Origin of the sequence: Taylorella asinigenitalis ATCC 700933, from assembly GCF_000687755.1 — a bacterium.
Lineage (GTDB): Bacteria > Pseudomonadota > Gammaproteobacteria > Burkholderiales > Burkholderiaceae_B > Taylorella > Taylorella asinigenitalis.
In genome coordinates, this window is record NZ_JHXN01000008.1 from 47073 (window position 1) to 61682 (window position 14610).

Here is a 14610-nt window from a genome sequence, read left to right on the forward strand (position 1 = left end):
TGCTTTTTTTAAAAGTAATAAAATGTATGAGAAAAATTCGCTTCTCTTGGAATGATGAGAGGTTTAGAGCGATTATTTATCAGATTATAGTTTTTGCACTTGTTGTTGTAGGCATCTGGTTTTTAATTAGCAATCTTTTAGACAATTTACATTCAAGAAATATTCAAACAGGCTTTGCATTCTTAGATAAGGAAGCAGGCTTTGCAATTAGTGAAAGCTTAATTGAATATAAGCTTACGGATACTTATTTACGGGCTTTATCGGTTGGGTTTTTAAATACTCTATTCGTTTCATTTTTAGGCATAATCGGCTGTACGATTTTAGGGACCATCGTCGGTGTCTCTCGACTGTCACCAAATTGGTTAATTAGTCGTCTTGCACTTGTCTATGTAGAGGTTATGCGAAATATACCTCTACTTATACATTTGTTTTTTTGGTATTCATTGCTTACGGAAATATTGCCAGGGCCAAGACAGGCTTTAAATCCTATTGACGGTGTGTATCTTTCAAATCGTGGCATCATTTTCCCTAAGCTTGAAGGGGAGGGGCTTTTATATATATGGATTGGTCTTTTAATTGGGATTGTTCTTTCAATATTAAATAGCTACAGATGTAAGTTAAAGCATGCAAAAACAGGTAAGTGCAGTCCTGTGTTTTGGGTTAATACTTTGATGATTATAGGTTTGCCTATTGTGGGTGGATTGCTTGCAAGTTCAAGTATTCAATTTTCTGTGCCTGAATTAAAGGGCTTTAATTTTCGTGGAGGGTCGCTATTTACTCCTGAAATGTCTGCCCTGCTTATTGGCCTTGTGCTTTATACGTCCGCATTTGTTGCGGAGATTGTGCGATCTGGCATTCAATCTGTTGGACGTGGTCAGTGGGAAGCAGGCGAGTCCTTAGGCTTATCTAAAATGCGTACGTTGCAATTAGTAGTAATGCCACAAGCCATACGTGTCATGATTCCATCTATGTCCAACACATATATGAATTTAATGAAAAATAGTTCTCTTGCCGTGGCCATCGGATATCCTGATATTGTATCGATATCAAATACTATGCTTACACAAACAGGTCAAGCAATTGAAGCCATATTCATAATTATGTTGGCTTATCTAACTGTGAGTTTGTGTATTGCACAGTTTATGGCATGGCTAAATCGTCGCATGATGATTGTGGAGCGATAGTATGTCATTAGCTATAACTTCACATTCGGGACCTTGGTATTGGCTTCGCAAAAATTTATTTGCCTCTCCGGCACATATTATTGCCACAGTTCTGATTCTTTGGTTTCTTATTTTTTCGATCCCACTTTTGGTTGAGTGGTTTTTTATTGACGCAAATTTCGATGCCTCAAAAGCTGCGGAGTGTCGCGATTCTACGGGTGCATGTTGGTCTTTTGTGCGACATAAATATCGCATGATCCTATTTGGTCTATATCCATATTACGAGCAGTGGAGACCTCTCGTAGTCACGATTTTACTAATTGGAGTGTTGATTTACAGTGCATTGCCACGGGCATGGCATAGATCACTAATATTTGTATGGCTTGTCATTTTAACAATATGTGGCATATTAATGTATGGGGGCGTTTTTGGACTAAGCCACGTTGAGACAGCTCGTTGGGGCGGACTTCCAATAACATTGATGTTATCGATTTTTGGAATTATGTTTGCGACACCATTGGGTATTGTTCTTGCACTCGGTCGTCGCTCGCATATGCCGCTGATACGAGTATTAAGTACTTTTTATATTGAATTGATTCGTGGGGTACCTTTTGTAAGCTTGCTCTTTATGGCTTCGGTAATGGTTCCTTTATTTTTCCCTGAAGGTGTAACGTTCAATAAACTTTTGCGTGCTCAATTGGCTGTGATTGTGTACATGTCCGCTTATATCGCTGAAGTGGTGCGTGGGGGTTTACAATCAATTCCAAATGGGCAATATGAAGGAGCTAAGTCTTTAGGACTTTCATATTGGCAATACATGCGCTTAATTATCCTGCCTCAAGCACTCACCGTAGTTATACCTCCTCTAGTTAGTATTTTTATTTCGATATTTAAAGATACTTCCCTAGTTGTTATTATTGGTATCTACGATTTAACGCTTTCAGCGAAAGTAGCACTTTCAGACCCTGAGTGGTCTGGATTAGGCTTAGAGGCATACGTATTCTTAGCAATCGTTTATTTTATTTTCTGTTTTGCTATGTCTAAGTATTCTCGATATATAGAATCAAGACTGCACACAGGTCATCGTCATTAATGGAGACCGAATGTCACAAGAACTAATCATAAAAATTCGCAATCTCAATAAATGGTATGGAGATTTTCAAGTTCTCAATAATATAAATTTTGAAGTTGAGACGGGCGAGAGGATTGTAATATGCGGTCCTTCAGGAAGCGGTAAATCTACGCTTATACGATGTATCAATGCTTTGGAATTTGCTCAGGAAGGGGAAATAGTTGTTGATGGTGTGCGAGTAGACCATAATCTCAAACATTTGCGAGAAATACGTCAGAACGTTGGCATGGTTTTTCAGCAGTTTAATCTATTTCCACATCTCACAGTCCTTGAGAATCTGACATTAGGTCCAATCTGGGTTTTAAAAAAATCAAAAAAAGAAGCACGTGAAGTGGCAATGCAATATCTTGAGCGCGTAAAAATTGCAGATCAAGCTAACAAATATCCAGGTCAATTATCTGGTGGGCAGCAACAACGCGTAGCCATTGCCAGAAGCTTATGTATGGCACCTAAAATTATGCTTTTCGATGAACCAACTTCAGCCCTTGACCCTGAAATGGTTAAAGAGGTTTTAGAGGTTATGGTGTCGCTTGCGGAAAATGAAGGTATGACTATGCTTTGTGTTACGCATGAGATGGGATTTGCACAGCAAGTGGCGGATCGAGTGGTGTTTATGGATCAGGGTGCTATCGTTGAGCAGGCTACACCGCAAGAGTTTTTCACTAATCCGAAGACCGAGCGTGGACAAGCATTCTTAAAACAGATTTTGTAGATTTCCGCACGATTGAGAACAACATTTTGATGAGATAATTAACCCTGAGGTCGATTAACATCTCAGTATGGCTTCTACTAATAATGCTACTTTAATTGAATCGACATCTATAGAAAATCGATTATGGGGTGGTTTTAAGTTTGTTTCTGGTGTAGTTGAAATGCTAGTGGCAGGTGGTTTGTGTTTGAAATTATTGAATCAAATAAATTTACAGTTGTATTAAAGCCAATTAAATACAATGGGAAACCTTACTTCATATTAACTTCATTTGTAGGAATTTAAATTTAATGCCTCAATTTAATGAATTAGACCTTTTGATATATGGATATCTGAATGAGGACTTCGATTTAATCTGCCACACTGATTCATTAGAAGGTGCTATTGATTATTATGTTACCGATGTAAGCGAAAATACTTTAAAAGCACGCTTAAAAGAACTGAATGATTTTGAACAAACTTATGATGCGAATAGAGATGAAGAATTCGAAAATCTTTTTATGTCAGGAGTCGATTACATCTCCGTTGATCATTTATTCGGTCTAATCAGAAGCACTATCAAAAAACACTATTCTGATTTAATCGAAGGGGCTTAAAAGGCCTTTCAATAACTCCTCATAAGCTCCCTCAAAATCACCTCAAAATAGTAAGCTCTTAATAGTCCTCAATTTCGATGTTATCAATTAACCTAGTCTGACCTTCTATTTTTGCCGCTGTCAAAGCTACCAGTGGCACACCAGCATTAATTTCGTCCATTGAAGGTTCATGCAAATCGCTTTGTTTACGAATTGTGAAATAATCTATTTCCCACCCATCGGAATTTAATCGCTCCTTAGCATCCGCTTCAATAGAAGCAAAATCTTTATTGCCAGATAAGATTTTTTCTTTAAGACCAACCAATTCTTTGTAAAGTTTAGGGGCTTTCGCTTTCTGAGTCTCAGTTAAATAGCGGTTACGAGAAGATAAAGCCAGACCTGAAGCTTCTCGCACAGTTTCGTGTGCATATATTTGAACTGGCAATGCAAACTGTTTGCACATAGCCCTCACAATCATCAATTGCTGGTAGTCTTTCTTCCCGAAAACAGCAACCTGTGGCTCTACGCATGAAAAGAGCTTCAACACCACAGTACACATGCCTTCAAAAAATCCAGGCCTAAATTCACCCTCAAGAATATGCCCTAAATCAGGCGTCTGCACACGAAAATTCTGAGGCTCAGGATACAGCTCCTCTTCAGACGGTGCAAATAAAACATAAACATCACGTCGCTCCTCAAGCTTCGCAATATCCTCTGCCAATGTTCTCGGATAACTCCCAAAATCCTCATTAGGCCCAAATTGCAGCGGATTTACAAATATGCTCGCAACCACGGGATCGCCTTTTTGAGCAGCCAATCTCATCAATGACAAATGCCCCTCGTGCAGATGGCCCATAGTTGGAACAAATGCTGTCCGTGTTTGACCGCGAAGCTGCTCGCGTAAATCTTCAATAGTGTGTACAACTTTCATTTTATTCCTCAGAAGAAACTACAGGCGTATAACTCAATTTCAAATAGATTGGTGCGTACGGCTCAGTTTGCGTAATATCTATTAATTGCTCACGGCATAGCTCAAGCATGGCCATAAAGTGAACGATTAATACGGCAGGAGGATCGCCCTCGTCGATGCGTTCTAAAAATAAATCTTTAAATTCAATAAATTCGGTATTTGATAATCGACGCAAAATATGACTCATGTGTTCCCGCACAGAAAGCTGCTCGCGACGAATATGATGTTTTTTGTTGAGACTTGCCCGCTTTAAAATATCAAGCCATGCAAGTCGCAAGTCCTCCGCATTTACATCTGGAAGTGGCCGCATTTTGCTTAAAGATGGATCGGCCGAAGCCGCATAAAAATCCCTCCCTAATTGTGGCAATGCCTCCAATTTCTGCGATGCAAGTTTAATCTTCTCATACTCAAGTAGCCTTCGAATAAGCTCTGCTCGCGGATCTTCTATTTCTTCATCCGCATTATCTGCTTTCTTTACTGGCAATAACATCCGCGACTTTATCTCAATGAGCATAGCTGCCATGAGCAAATACTCTCCAGCCAGCTCCAAGTTATGAATATGAATCTGTTCAACGTATTGCATATATTGCTCTGTAACTTCCGCCATCGGAATATCGAGCACATTGAAATTCTGCTTGCGAATTAAATATAAAAGCAAATCGAGTGGCCCTTCAAATGTCTCTAAAAATACCTCTAGAGCATCTGGGGGGATATATAAATCATTGGGGATTTTAAAAAGTGGCTCACCGTAAAGCTTTGCGAACGCAATAGAGTCTACAACGTCCGTCGTAGAATCAACCTCTGGATCAATTAAATTATCCAGCTCGGCCTGAAATTGAGCCATGAGAAATTATTTTAGAGAATAATATTGATAAGGCTTCTGTGGCACGCGAGCTTCCTCAAATTCCTCTTGTTCACGAGGGTCAGTTTTACGCACCCACCAACGAGCACGTCCCGCCTTTTGCCTAGCTTCAAGCTGTGGGTCGTCTTTTTTGAGTTGCTGTAAGAAAAGTGTAGTTTCAGATTCAAAGCTCTTAGCCATGTTTATCTCGAACGCTTAAAAAAGAGATTATAGCAAAAGCAAAAAATCAAGTATGTTTAAAAAATCCATGACTTTTTTGTCCAATTGCGGGTGGCAATGCTTTCTGAAACAATTCAATTTTTAGGAGAATCACATGAACAACATTAAAACCAATTGGAAAATCGAAACCCTTACACCTCGTGAAAATCAAGTCTTAAATTTATTAATGCGTGCTCATACTACAAAAGAGGTCGCAGAAAAACTGGAATGCTCTCCACGAACCGTTGAAGTGCATAGATCTAGAATTTTAAAGAAAACGAACTCAAAAAATTTTGTTTCTCTAATGTGTCGTCTTCACGGAAGGGCCGATGCATGAGACTTTGCTCACAGTCATAGAATTCTTACTAATTTTTGTGAGTGTAAATGCCACTTTAAATTACTTGTTTTTTAACTACTTTAGAAAATATGAGCTAAGAGATTTAATTCTGTCATTTGATGCATTTTATTTAAATACAAAGCAAACACGCACCGCATTATTTATAGCTGCATTCACAGCAGCCCTTTGGACTGAGACTATCTATGAGTCACTTTTTGTAAGCTTACTTTTGCTTATAAGTGTGATGGATTTACGTCTCAATCTAATCCCCTTAAGAAGCGTGATTTGCTTGGTAGCCCTAAAAGCCTTGTATGTAGGAGAACTTCTAGAACCCGCATTGGTGCTAATTGCAATACTAGTAATTGCTTTTTTTCCATCTGTATTTATGCTAGGCACTGGTGACATTCTATTACTGTTAGCTCTAAAAGTGCATTTCAATACGTTAGAATGGCTTAATATGATTCTATTGGCTTGCATAATAGGGATTGTTTTCGGCCTTACGGTCCGCATAATATTGCATAAGAAACTTATCCCCTTTGGGCCATGCATTTGTTTTAGTGCTTGCGTATTTTTATGACTTGTTTAAAAGTAGGACTTACAGGCGGTATTGGTTCAGGAAAATCAACTGTCGCTGAATTTTTAGCTGAATATGGTATTACAGTAGTAGATGCAGATGCTGTTTCTCGTTCTCTTACGGCTTCAAATGGAGGGGCTATTGAGAAAGTTCGTGAAGAGTTTGGAGATGAATTTATCGATTCAAACAATGCCATGGATAGAACCAAGATGCGAGAATTGGTTTTTTCTAATCCTAAGCAGAAAGAAAGGCTTGAAGGCATTCTTCACCCCCTTATAAGAGAAACGATACTTGCAGAGCTAGAGGAGGTGGTACGCAGAGGCATTGCCCCCTTTGTAATTGCAGACATACCATTACTAATTGAATCCATAGACTTTTATAGGTCGGAACTAGATATCATTTGCGTGGTCGATTGTGATATTGAGACGCAAATTGAGAGGGTTGAAAAACGCAATAATTTCAATAGGACTAAAATAATTGATATCATTAATAGCCAAGCCAGTCGCGAAGAGAGGCTTGCTCATGCTGATTTTGTTATCGATAACGGTGCGGACGTAACTTTGGAAGCATTGAAACTTCAAGTGGAACAGTTGCATTTTGAACTGATGAGGCTTTGCGAAGATACAAACGCATAAAGGATTGATTTTGATTTTATACGAGCATCCGTTTAATGAGCGCACGCGATACATGATTCGCTTAGAGTATTTATTTAAGCAGTTATTCGAGTTTTCAAGACTTCCCGAACCCATGTATCAGCACGTAGCTTTCTCGATATTGTTCGAGATATTGGATGTGTGCGAGCGCGGAGATTGTCGCAATTGGGTTATACAGGAAATCGAAAAACAGAAAATCAATCTAGAATCTCTACGTAATCACCCAGACGTTCAGAAAAATTTGCTCGATGACACTCTTAACAAACTTAATAGAGTTTCAAAAAATCTAACAGCTGTAAGTAAGCTAGGTGGTCATATGCGTGAATCAGAGTGGCTGATGTCACTTCGGAATCGCTTTGTGACACCAGGGGCGACATCGCCAATGGACAGCCCTTCATATAATGCTTGGATGAATGGAAGCGAATCTGAGCGACTTCAAGTGATGCGTAGTCTAGTTGATCCATTTATGCCGCTATACGATGCCATTGCCATGTCGCTTATGGTTTTGCGTGAGGCGGCGGAACCTACAGAAGAGGTGACGGGCTCAAGCGGTGTTTTCGAGAAATCCGTGGGTGGACGTATCTATCAAATGGTACGAGTATGGCTTCCGACTGGAGATAGGATTTACCCCGAGATGTCGGGAAACAAATACGTGGTCATGATTCGCTTTTTTAAAATTAATAAGGATTTTGAGCAATCCTTTATCAAGCATCCAATTCAATTCAAGATGGCACTTTGTCACGTTTAATCATGGATAATTTAAAAATTTTTGAAAAATTAAAGCATTCACGTCAGACGTGGCAGGAAAATCAAAAAGACTATCACGTAATTAGAGGGGTGCGTAGGCCGTCAAGAACAGTTATCGGTGAAAATACAAAAAAACTGGTTTCCGCATTGTTTCCCCTTACGCTTGGGCCTTCGGATTTGCAATTTTCCAATGTGGAAAATTTCGTAGCCTTTACTATCAATAAAGTGCTTACCGTTTATATAGAGCAAGCCGCATTAGAATACGGATTGCTTGGTTGTGAGGATGACTCCGTAGAGATGTGTAAGAAAAGAGCACAAGAGAGTGTGGAGAAGTTTGCGGAGGCATTGCCAACGATACATGGCCTTGTAGAACGCGATGTAACTTCGGCTTATCGAGGAGACCCAGCCGCTAAAAGCTACGATGAGATACTGATGTGCTATCCAGGCATCCATGCAATGATTTACCATAGGATTGCACACGAGTTTTACAAGCTTGGGCTTACATTAATCGCACGTATTATCTCTGAAATTTCGCATTCTGAGACTGGTATCGATATTCACCCAGGGGCTCAGATTGCGGGTGGCTGTTTTATCGATCATGGTACGGGAGTTGTTATCGGAGAAACGTGCATTATCGGCGAGAATGTGCGGATTTATCAGGCTGTAACTTTAGGGGCGAAAAGTTTTCCTGCGGATTTGGATGGGTCGCTTAAAAAGGGCTTATTGCGACACCCGATTGTTGAGGATAATGCTGTTATTTACGCTGGTGCTACAGTTTTGGGTCGTATAACGATTGGGAAGAATGCAGTTGTTCCAGGAAATGCTTGGATTACTAAAGACGTGCCAGCGGTGGAGAACTAAGCACAGCTATTCCATGAGCTCCATGCCTCAATGCCTCTCTAAAAGTATCGGCATTCTGACCACCAATTGCAAATACAGGTATGGCACTCTCGGCCGCCCATTGCTCAAACTGGCTCCATCCAATAGGCTCAGAATCTGGATGCGAAGTTGTCTCTAAAACATGCCCCAATACAACAAAATTTGCCCCCAACTCATGGGCATATAGCAAGTCCGCCAAATTATGACAGGACACCGCAAGCAAGCCGCTCTCTGGCATGTCCTCTAGCTCCATCTCGATTGCATCCGCCGCTCTAAGGTGCAAACCGTCCGCTTCTTCTGCCCATGCCCTTGGATGACAGCTATTTACAAGCACCTTCGCCCCATATCGGTGGCAATGTTCCCGCATCTCATCCAAATATCGCTTCAATTCCTCAGTCTTAAGCACTTTAGCCGCAGCTGGTTCTCGAAACTGAACGAGCCTCACACCCGCCTCAAGAGCTGCAGTCAATTTCGTCCAAAACGCAGTTTCACGAGGGGCTTGGCCCGCACCTTGGCCCGCACCATGGCCCGCACCATGACCCACGCCCGCACCTTCGTTCGAATCGAAAAAATTGCTGATCAGATAAACATCTCCAAAGGAGAGCCACTCTATGGGCTCCACGGAAGCTGGCAATAAATCTCGGTCCGTCGGCATCTGCGTAAACCACTCAAACGCCTGCTTTTCGAGACTTCGCAGCTCGCCGCTCCACTTAAAACATCGATAAAAATGAAGAAGCACGTCTGTCTTAGGGTACTCATAGCTCATAGTCACCCACGGATAGGTGCTCTCGGGATCGAGCTCCACGCCTAGCTCTTCACGGAGCTCACGAATTACGGCTTCTTTAGGCGATTCACCTTCCTCAATCTTCCCGCCTGGAAACTCCCACCAACCGCTCCAAGACTTATCCTCGGGACGTTGAGCCATCAAAAATCGCCCCTCCGAATCGATTAGAACACAGGCCGAAACATTGAAAAAAGGTTTCTCTTCAGACATGATTTGCAACCCAATATTTTACGAAGTGGGTGGCAATGCGCCCCGATCTCGACCCTCTTTGTGTTGCCCATTGCAATGCCTCGGTGTGCGCTTCGGATGTTCTCTCTTTCGGCCAACCCATAGATATTAAGCCATTGTCCACGACCTCGAGATATTCGCTTTGTGAGAATTGATAAAAAGAGATCCACAACCCAAATCTATCTGATAATGAAATTTTCTCTTCGCTTGCTTCACTAGCGTGAATTTCATTTTCGGAAAAAAATTCTGGCATAAGATGCCTGCGATTTGAGGTCGCATAAATGAGCACATTGGAGCTGCGGCGTGCAATAGAGCCATCGAGAAGAGATTTAAGTTCTTTGTAGCTGACATCGCCTTCATCAAAAGAGAGGTCATCGCAAAATATAATAAATTTTTCGTCTCGCTCACGAAGAACGTCGACTAAATCCGATAGATAAATAAGATCAACTTTATCAATTTCAACTAGACGCAGCCCGCTTTCCGCATAGATAGTAAGCATGCACTTAACAAGAGAACTCTTACCTGTACCTCTTGCACCTGTGAGTAGCACATTGTTTGAAGGTTTACCCTCTAGGAAAGCTTTTGTATTTTTATCGATAATCTCATATTGGGTGGCAATGTTCTGTAGGCTCTCTGGCCTTACTTCATCAAGATTTTTTATCGCTTCTAAATAAAATTTGTTTTGAATGGTTCGCAAACGGTAGGCCCAAGCTGACCAATCGACGGGCTTTGGAACTTGAGGAAGATAGAATTCCAGCTGCTCTAAAACCGTCATTGCCTTAGAAATAAACTCATCTTTCATAATGTAAAATACAGAATATCGTTAACCCAACTTGGAATCGTTTTGAGCATTAAAGAGATTTTTCAGCCCATATCGGAGGATATGAGTGCCGTCGATAAAGTAATTAGATCCCGATTGAATTCTGATGTTGTTCTTATACGCACTATAGGTGAGTATATCATTAGTGCAGGCGGTAAACGTATACGTCCTGCTATGCTTTTAATGATGGCCAAGGCTTTGGGGTATGAAGGTAGCCTTCATCATTTAATGGCTGCCGTTATTGAGTTTATTCACACATCAACTCTTCTTCATGATGATGTTGTTGATGAATCGGATATGCGTCGAGGAGCTGCTACAGCAAATGCTGTTTTCGGTAATGCGGCGAGCGTGTTGGTGGGTGATTATTTATATTCGCGTTCATTTGAGATGATGGTAGAAGCTGATTCTATGCGTATTATGCAAATTATGTCAGAAGCGACTACTGTAATTGCCGAGGGGGAAGTTCTACAACTACTAAATGTTCATGATTCGAATGTAGATTTCGATCGATACATGAATGTTATTAAATCAAAAACCGCAAAACTATTTGAAGCTGCTACTCGAGTTGCAGCTGTTCTTGCGGGTGCAGATAAAGAGACAGAACAACATGCAGCTTTATATGGAACACATGTCGGTACAGCATTCCAAGTGATAGACGATGTGTTGGATTATTCTGGATCAGCAGAAGATCTCGGAAAAAACGTAGGAGATGATTTGCGAGAGGGCAAACCGACATTGCCACTAATTCGTGTTATGCAAGTGGGTTCGCCTGAGCAAAAGGCTTTAATTCGTCACGCAATTGAAGAAGGTGATGGCGATTTTGAGAGAGTAGCCGAGGCTATTCGAAGTACCGATGCGATTGAATATACCAAAAGTATTGCCAAAGAGCAGGCAGATATTGCTATAGCCGCTTTAGATTCGCTAGCAGAATCACCTTATAAACAATCTCTTAAAGACTTAGTAACTTTTTCACTTGCAAGGACTCAATAATGCCTGACTACCGCTCAAAAACATCTACTCACGGAAAACAAATGGCTGGAGCTCGGGCACTATGGCGTGCGACGGGCGTTAAGGATTCTGATTTCGGCAAACCGATAATCGCAGTCGTAAACTCTTTTACGCAATTTGTGCCAGGGCATGTACATCTTAAGGATATGGGTCAGCTTGTGGCACGATGCATTGAAGCTGCAGGCGGTATTGCAAAAGAATTTAATACTATCGCAATCGATGATGGTATTGCGATGGGGCATGGGGGGATGTTGTATTCATTGCCATCGCGAGATTTGATTGCGGATTCGGTGGAGTATATGGTGAATGCTCATTGTGCGGATGCAATGGTGTGCATTTCCAACTGCGATAAGATTACTCCAGGAATGCTTATGGCAGCGATGCGTCTAAATATTCCTACGATTTTTGTTTCGGGTGGTCCAATGGAAGCAGGAAGGGCCACACTTGTGACAGAGGATAAAGTTATAAAGCTTGATCTTGTTGATGCCATGATTCATGGGGCGGATCCAGATATCGATAAAGATGATTTGTACGCAATTGAATCGAATGCCTGTCCAACATGTGGGTCCTGTTCGGGTATGTTTACGGCAAATTCTATGAATTGCTTGGCGGAAGCGTTGGGCCTTGCATTGCCAGGAAATGGGACTATCGTGGCTACCCATGCGAGTCGAAAAGCATTGTTTGAGCAAGCTGGTGAGCTTATTGTGCAATTAGCGAAGGCTTACTATGAGGAAGAAAATGATTCGGTGCTACCGAGGAGCATTGCCACTAAGGCTGCATTCGAGAATGCTATGGTCTTAGATGTTGCGATGGGCGGCTCTACAAATACTGTACTTCATATTCTCGCAATTGCACATGAGGCGGGCGTTGATTTTACTATGCATGATATCGATGCGATTTCTCGGCGTGTGCCATGTCTATGTAAGGTGGCACCAGCTACTCAGAAATATCATATCGAGGATGTTCATCGAGCAGGCGGTATTTTGGGCATTTTGGCGGAACTTAACCGAGCGAATCTTTTGAACACAGATGCATTGAATATCCATAGTGGAACTCTAGGAGATGCTATTGCGAATTGGGACGTGTTAGGTCCTAATTCGAATGAGGCTATATTGCAGTATTTCCGTGCGGCCCCAGGTCATGAAAAAACTACGCAGGCATTTTCGCAAAATTCTTACTACAAGGAGAACGACCTCGATCGAGCAAATGGCTGTATACGTGATGTGGCACATGCATATTCCGCAGATGGTGGATTGGCTGTGCTTTACGGCAATTTAGCTGAAAACGGATGTATCGTGAAGACTGCTGGTGTGGACGAGAGCATTCTTACATTTACGGGAACCGCTGTAGTATTTGAATCTCAGGATGATGCATCTGAAGGCATCTTAGGTGGTGCGGTTAAAGAGGGTGATGTTGTAATCATTAGATATGAAGGGCCTAAGGGTGGACCAGGCATGCAAGAGATGCTTTACCCTACTTCATATCTAAAAACGATGGGGCTTGGTAAGCAGGCGGCTCTTTTGACGGACGGTAGGTTTTCAGGAGGCTCCTCAGGTCTTGTTATTGGACATGCCTCACCTGAAGCAGCTGAAGGTGGCGCGATAGGTCTTGTTAAGAACGGCGATACGATTGAAATTGATATCCCAAATCGTACAATCCGTTTAGCAGTGTCTGATAATGAATTACGTGAGCGTCGTGAGGAGATGGAATCTCGTGGAGAAGATGCGTGGAAGCCTGTTTCACGAAATCGTGTGGTATCAAAAGCATTGCAAGCTTATGCCGCACTTGCAACCTCTGCGGACAAGGGTGCAATAAGAGATTTGTCTCAAATTAAACGTAAATAATTATCTAAAGCGGGGGTCTTCTTCTTCGAATACTCCCGTTTCGATATCCTCCTCTTTATGTTGTGATTTTTTCTGCTCGTCAATATAGTCTTGCAAGGCATAAACTAAATTTTGTGTTCCTTCACCTGTAAGAGCACTGATAGTAAAAACAGGTCCTTTCCAGCCATAGGCTTTAACGAATTTCTCTTTTACTTCATCAGGATTTTCAATCATATCGAATTTATTAAGCACTAGCCAACGAGGTTTTTCGTAAAGTTCTTCGCTATATTTTCGCAACTCTTCCGATATAGCACGGGCATCTTTAACAGCTTTTTCGATTGAATCCACTTCAGGGTCAAGACTTGAGACATCAACAATATGTAAAAGAAGACTCGTGCGTGTAAGGTGTCTTAAAAATAAGTGTCCAAGCCCAGCTCCCTCACTAGCCCCTTCAATTAAACCAGGGATATCAGCCACAACAAAACTTCGCGAATCTGAAGTCCGAACAACACCTAGATTTGGATGTAGAGTCGTAAATGGATAATCTGCGATTTTAGGTTTTGCATTTGAAATTCTTGTGATTAAAGTACTTTTTCCTGCATTCGGAAGACCCAATAAACCAACATCAGCTAGTACTTTAAGCTCCATGCGAAGACGTCTTTGCTCACCATCTTTACCGTATGTAAATTGCCTAGGAGCACGATTTGTACTCGATTTAAAATGAAGATTCCCTAAGCCACCAGCACCACCAGCAGCAAGTACAACTTTTTCGCCATGCTTATCTAGATCGAATAATTGCTCGCCCGAATCCGCATCATAAATAACAGTGCCCACAGGCATGCGTAAAACAATATCTTCAGCTGCGGCACCATATTGATCTGAGCCACGGCCATTTTCGCCATTGCGTGCACGATGCAGGCGTGCGTATCGGTAATCGATAAGCGTTTTAATATTTCGATCTGCTATGGCAATGATGCTGCCTCCGCGTCCACCGTCCCCACCATCAGGACCGCCTTTGGGGATAAATTTCTCGCGGCGGAAACTCGCGGAACCATTGCCACCTTTACCGGCAATCACCTCAATAGTCGCTTCATCTACGAATTTCATCTTAATCCTAAAATAAAAAGAGCACCTAATGGTGCCCTTCA

18 protein-coding genes are annotated in these 14610 nt (G+C 41.7%); 12 read left to right on the forward strand and 6 right to left on the reverse strand.

Features of this window, described 5'->3' with window-relative positions:
- Positions 1-26 precede the first annotated feature (26 nt).
- From T432_RS0105585 to T432_RS0105605, 5 genes are all read left to right on the forward strand, one after another.
- Complete coding sequence (locus tag T432_RS0105585) at positions 27-1184, forward strand: amino acid ABC transporter permease (RefSeq protein ID WP_028884503.1); 1158 nt, start codon at positions 27-29, stop codon at positions 1182-1184.
- 1 nt (position 1185) lies between these two features.
- Positions 1186-2256 carry an amino acid ABC transporter permease gene (locus T432_RS0105590; protein WP_028884504.1) on the forward strand — a complete coding sequence of 357 codons (1071 nt, stop codon included), beginning with the start codon at positions 1186-1188 and terminating at the stop codon, positions 2254-2256.
- A gap of 10 nt (positions 2257-2266) precedes the next feature.
- The gene (locus T432_RS0105595) at positions 2267-3007 is read left to right on the forward strand and encodes an amino acid ABC transporter ATP-binding protein (protein WP_028884505.1); all 741 of its coding nucleotides are present in this window, start codon (positions 2267-2269) and stop codon (positions 3005-3007) included.
- A gap of 67 nt (positions 3008-3074) precedes the next feature.
- Positions 3075-3230: a hypothetical protein gene (locus T432_RS08560; RefSeq protein ID WP_169735856.1), complete on the forward strand. Its 156-nt coding sequence runs from the start codon at positions 3075-3077 to the stop codon at positions 3228-3230.
- A gap of 64 nt (positions 3231-3294) precedes the next feature.
- On the forward strand, positions 3295-3600 hold the full coding sequence (locus tag T432_RS0105605) for a contact-dependent growth inhibition system immunity protein (protein ID WP_028884506.1): 306 nt from the start codon (positions 3295-3297) through the stop codon (positions 3598-3600).
- Between the two features lie 58 nt (positions 3601-3658).
- On the opposite strand, the gene panC is transcribed toward T432_RS0105605, so the two are convergent.
- Genes panC through T432_RS0105620 form a run of 3 tightly spaced genes read right to left on the reverse strand, consistent with a single transcriptional unit; the run spans position 3659 to position 5591 of the window.
- The gene (gene panC, locus T432_RS0105610) at positions 3659-4510 is read right to left on the reverse strand and encodes a pantoate--beta-alanine ligase (RefSeq protein ID WP_028884507.1); all 852 of its coding nucleotides are present in this window, start codon (positions 4508-4510) and stop codon (positions 3659-3661) included.
- 1 nt (position 4511) lies between these two features.
- Positions 4512-5393 carry a segregation and condensation protein A gene (locus T432_RS0105615; protein WP_028884508.1) on the reverse strand — a complete coding sequence of 294 codons (882 nt, stop codon included), beginning with the start codon at positions 5391-5393 and terminating at the stop codon, positions 4512-4514.
- A gap of 6 nt (positions 5394-5399) precedes the next feature.
- Positions 5400-5591: a DUF3460 family protein gene (locus tag T432_RS0105620; RefSeq protein ID WP_015551634.1), complete on the reverse strand. Its 192-nt coding sequence runs from the start codon at positions 5589-5591 to the stop codon at positions 5400-5402.
- A gap of 133 nt (positions 5592-5724) precedes the next feature.
- Between T432_RS0105620 and T432_RS0105625 the strand changes: the two genes are divergently transcribed.
- The 5 genes from T432_RS0105625 to epsC are packed head-to-tail and all read left to right on the forward strand — an operon-like array spanning position 5725 to position 8781.
- Positions 5725-5946: a LuxR C-terminal-related transcriptional regulator gene (locus T432_RS0105625; RefSeq protein WP_014110882.1), complete on the forward strand. Its 222-nt coding sequence runs from the start codon at positions 5725-5727 to the stop codon at positions 5944-5946.
- Complete coding sequence (locus tag T432_RS0105630; protein WP_028884509.1) at positions 5939-6523, forward strand: prepilin peptidase; 585 nt, start codon at positions 5939-5941, stop codon at positions 6521-6523. Before T432_RS0105625 ends, T432_RS0105630 begins: the two co-directional genes overlap by 8 nt.
- Positions 6520-7155 (forward strand): dephospho-CoA kinase, encoded by a 636-nt coding sequence (coaE, locus tag T432_RS0105635; protein WP_028884510.1) that lies wholly within the window; start codon positions 6520-6522, stop codon positions 7153-7155. The genes T432_RS0105630 and coaE overlap by 4 nt, the downstream gene beginning before the upstream one ends.
- Positions 7156-7165: 10 nt before the next feature.
- Positions 7166-7921 carry a cell division protein ZapD gene (gene zapD / locus T432_RS0105640; RefSeq protein WP_028884511.1) on the forward strand — a complete coding sequence of 252 codons (756 nt, stop codon included), beginning with the start codon at positions 7166-7168 and terminating at the stop codon, positions 7919-7921.
- Positions 7922-7923: 2 nt separating this feature from the next.
- Positions 7924-8781 (forward strand): serine O-acetyltransferase EpsC, encoded by an 858-nt coding sequence (gene epsC / locus T432_RS0105645; RefSeq protein ID WP_015552139.1) that lies wholly within the window; start codon positions 7924-7926, stop codon positions 8779-8781.
- Here the strand turns inward: epsC and T432_RS0105650 are convergent.
- Both T432_RS0105650 and T432_RS0105655 read right to left on the reverse strand, forming a co-directional pair.
- Entirely contained in the window at positions 8753-9793 is a 1041-nt protein-coding gene (locus tag T432_RS0105650; RefSeq protein WP_028884512.1) for a thiamine phosphate synthase, read from the reverse strand. The two genes, epsC and T432_RS0105650, sit on opposite strands and share 29 nt — an antisense overlap.
- On the reverse strand, positions 9786-10613 hold the full coding sequence (locus T432_RS0105655) for an ATP-binding protein (protein ID WP_028884513.1): 828 nt from the start codon (positions 10611-10613) through the stop codon (positions 9786-9788). The genes T432_RS0105650 and T432_RS0105655 overlap by 8 nt, the downstream gene beginning before the upstream one ends.
- 81 nt (positions 10614-10694) lie before the next feature.
- Between T432_RS0105655 and ispB the strand changes: the two genes are divergently transcribed.
- Entirely contained in the window at positions 10695-11621 is a 927-nt protein-coding gene (ispB, locus tag T432_RS0105660; protein WP_439645521.1) for an octaprenyl diphosphate synthase, read from the forward strand.
- The gene (gene ilvD, locus T432_RS0105665) at positions 11621-13483 is read left to right on the forward strand and encodes a dihydroxy-acid dehydratase (protein ID WP_028884515.1); all 1863 of its coding nucleotides are present in this window, start codon (positions 11621-11623) and stop codon (positions 13481-13483) included. The genes ispB and ilvD overlap by 1 nt, the downstream gene beginning before the upstream one ends.
- Here ilvD and obgE read toward each other — a convergent pair whose 3' ends face one another.
- Positions 13484-14569, reverse strand: a complete 1086-nt coding sequence (obgE, locus tag T432_RS0105670; RefSeq protein WP_028884516.1) for a GTPase ObgE — start codon at positions 14567-14569, stop codon at positions 13484-13486.
- Positions 14570-14610 lie beyond the last annotated feature (41 nt).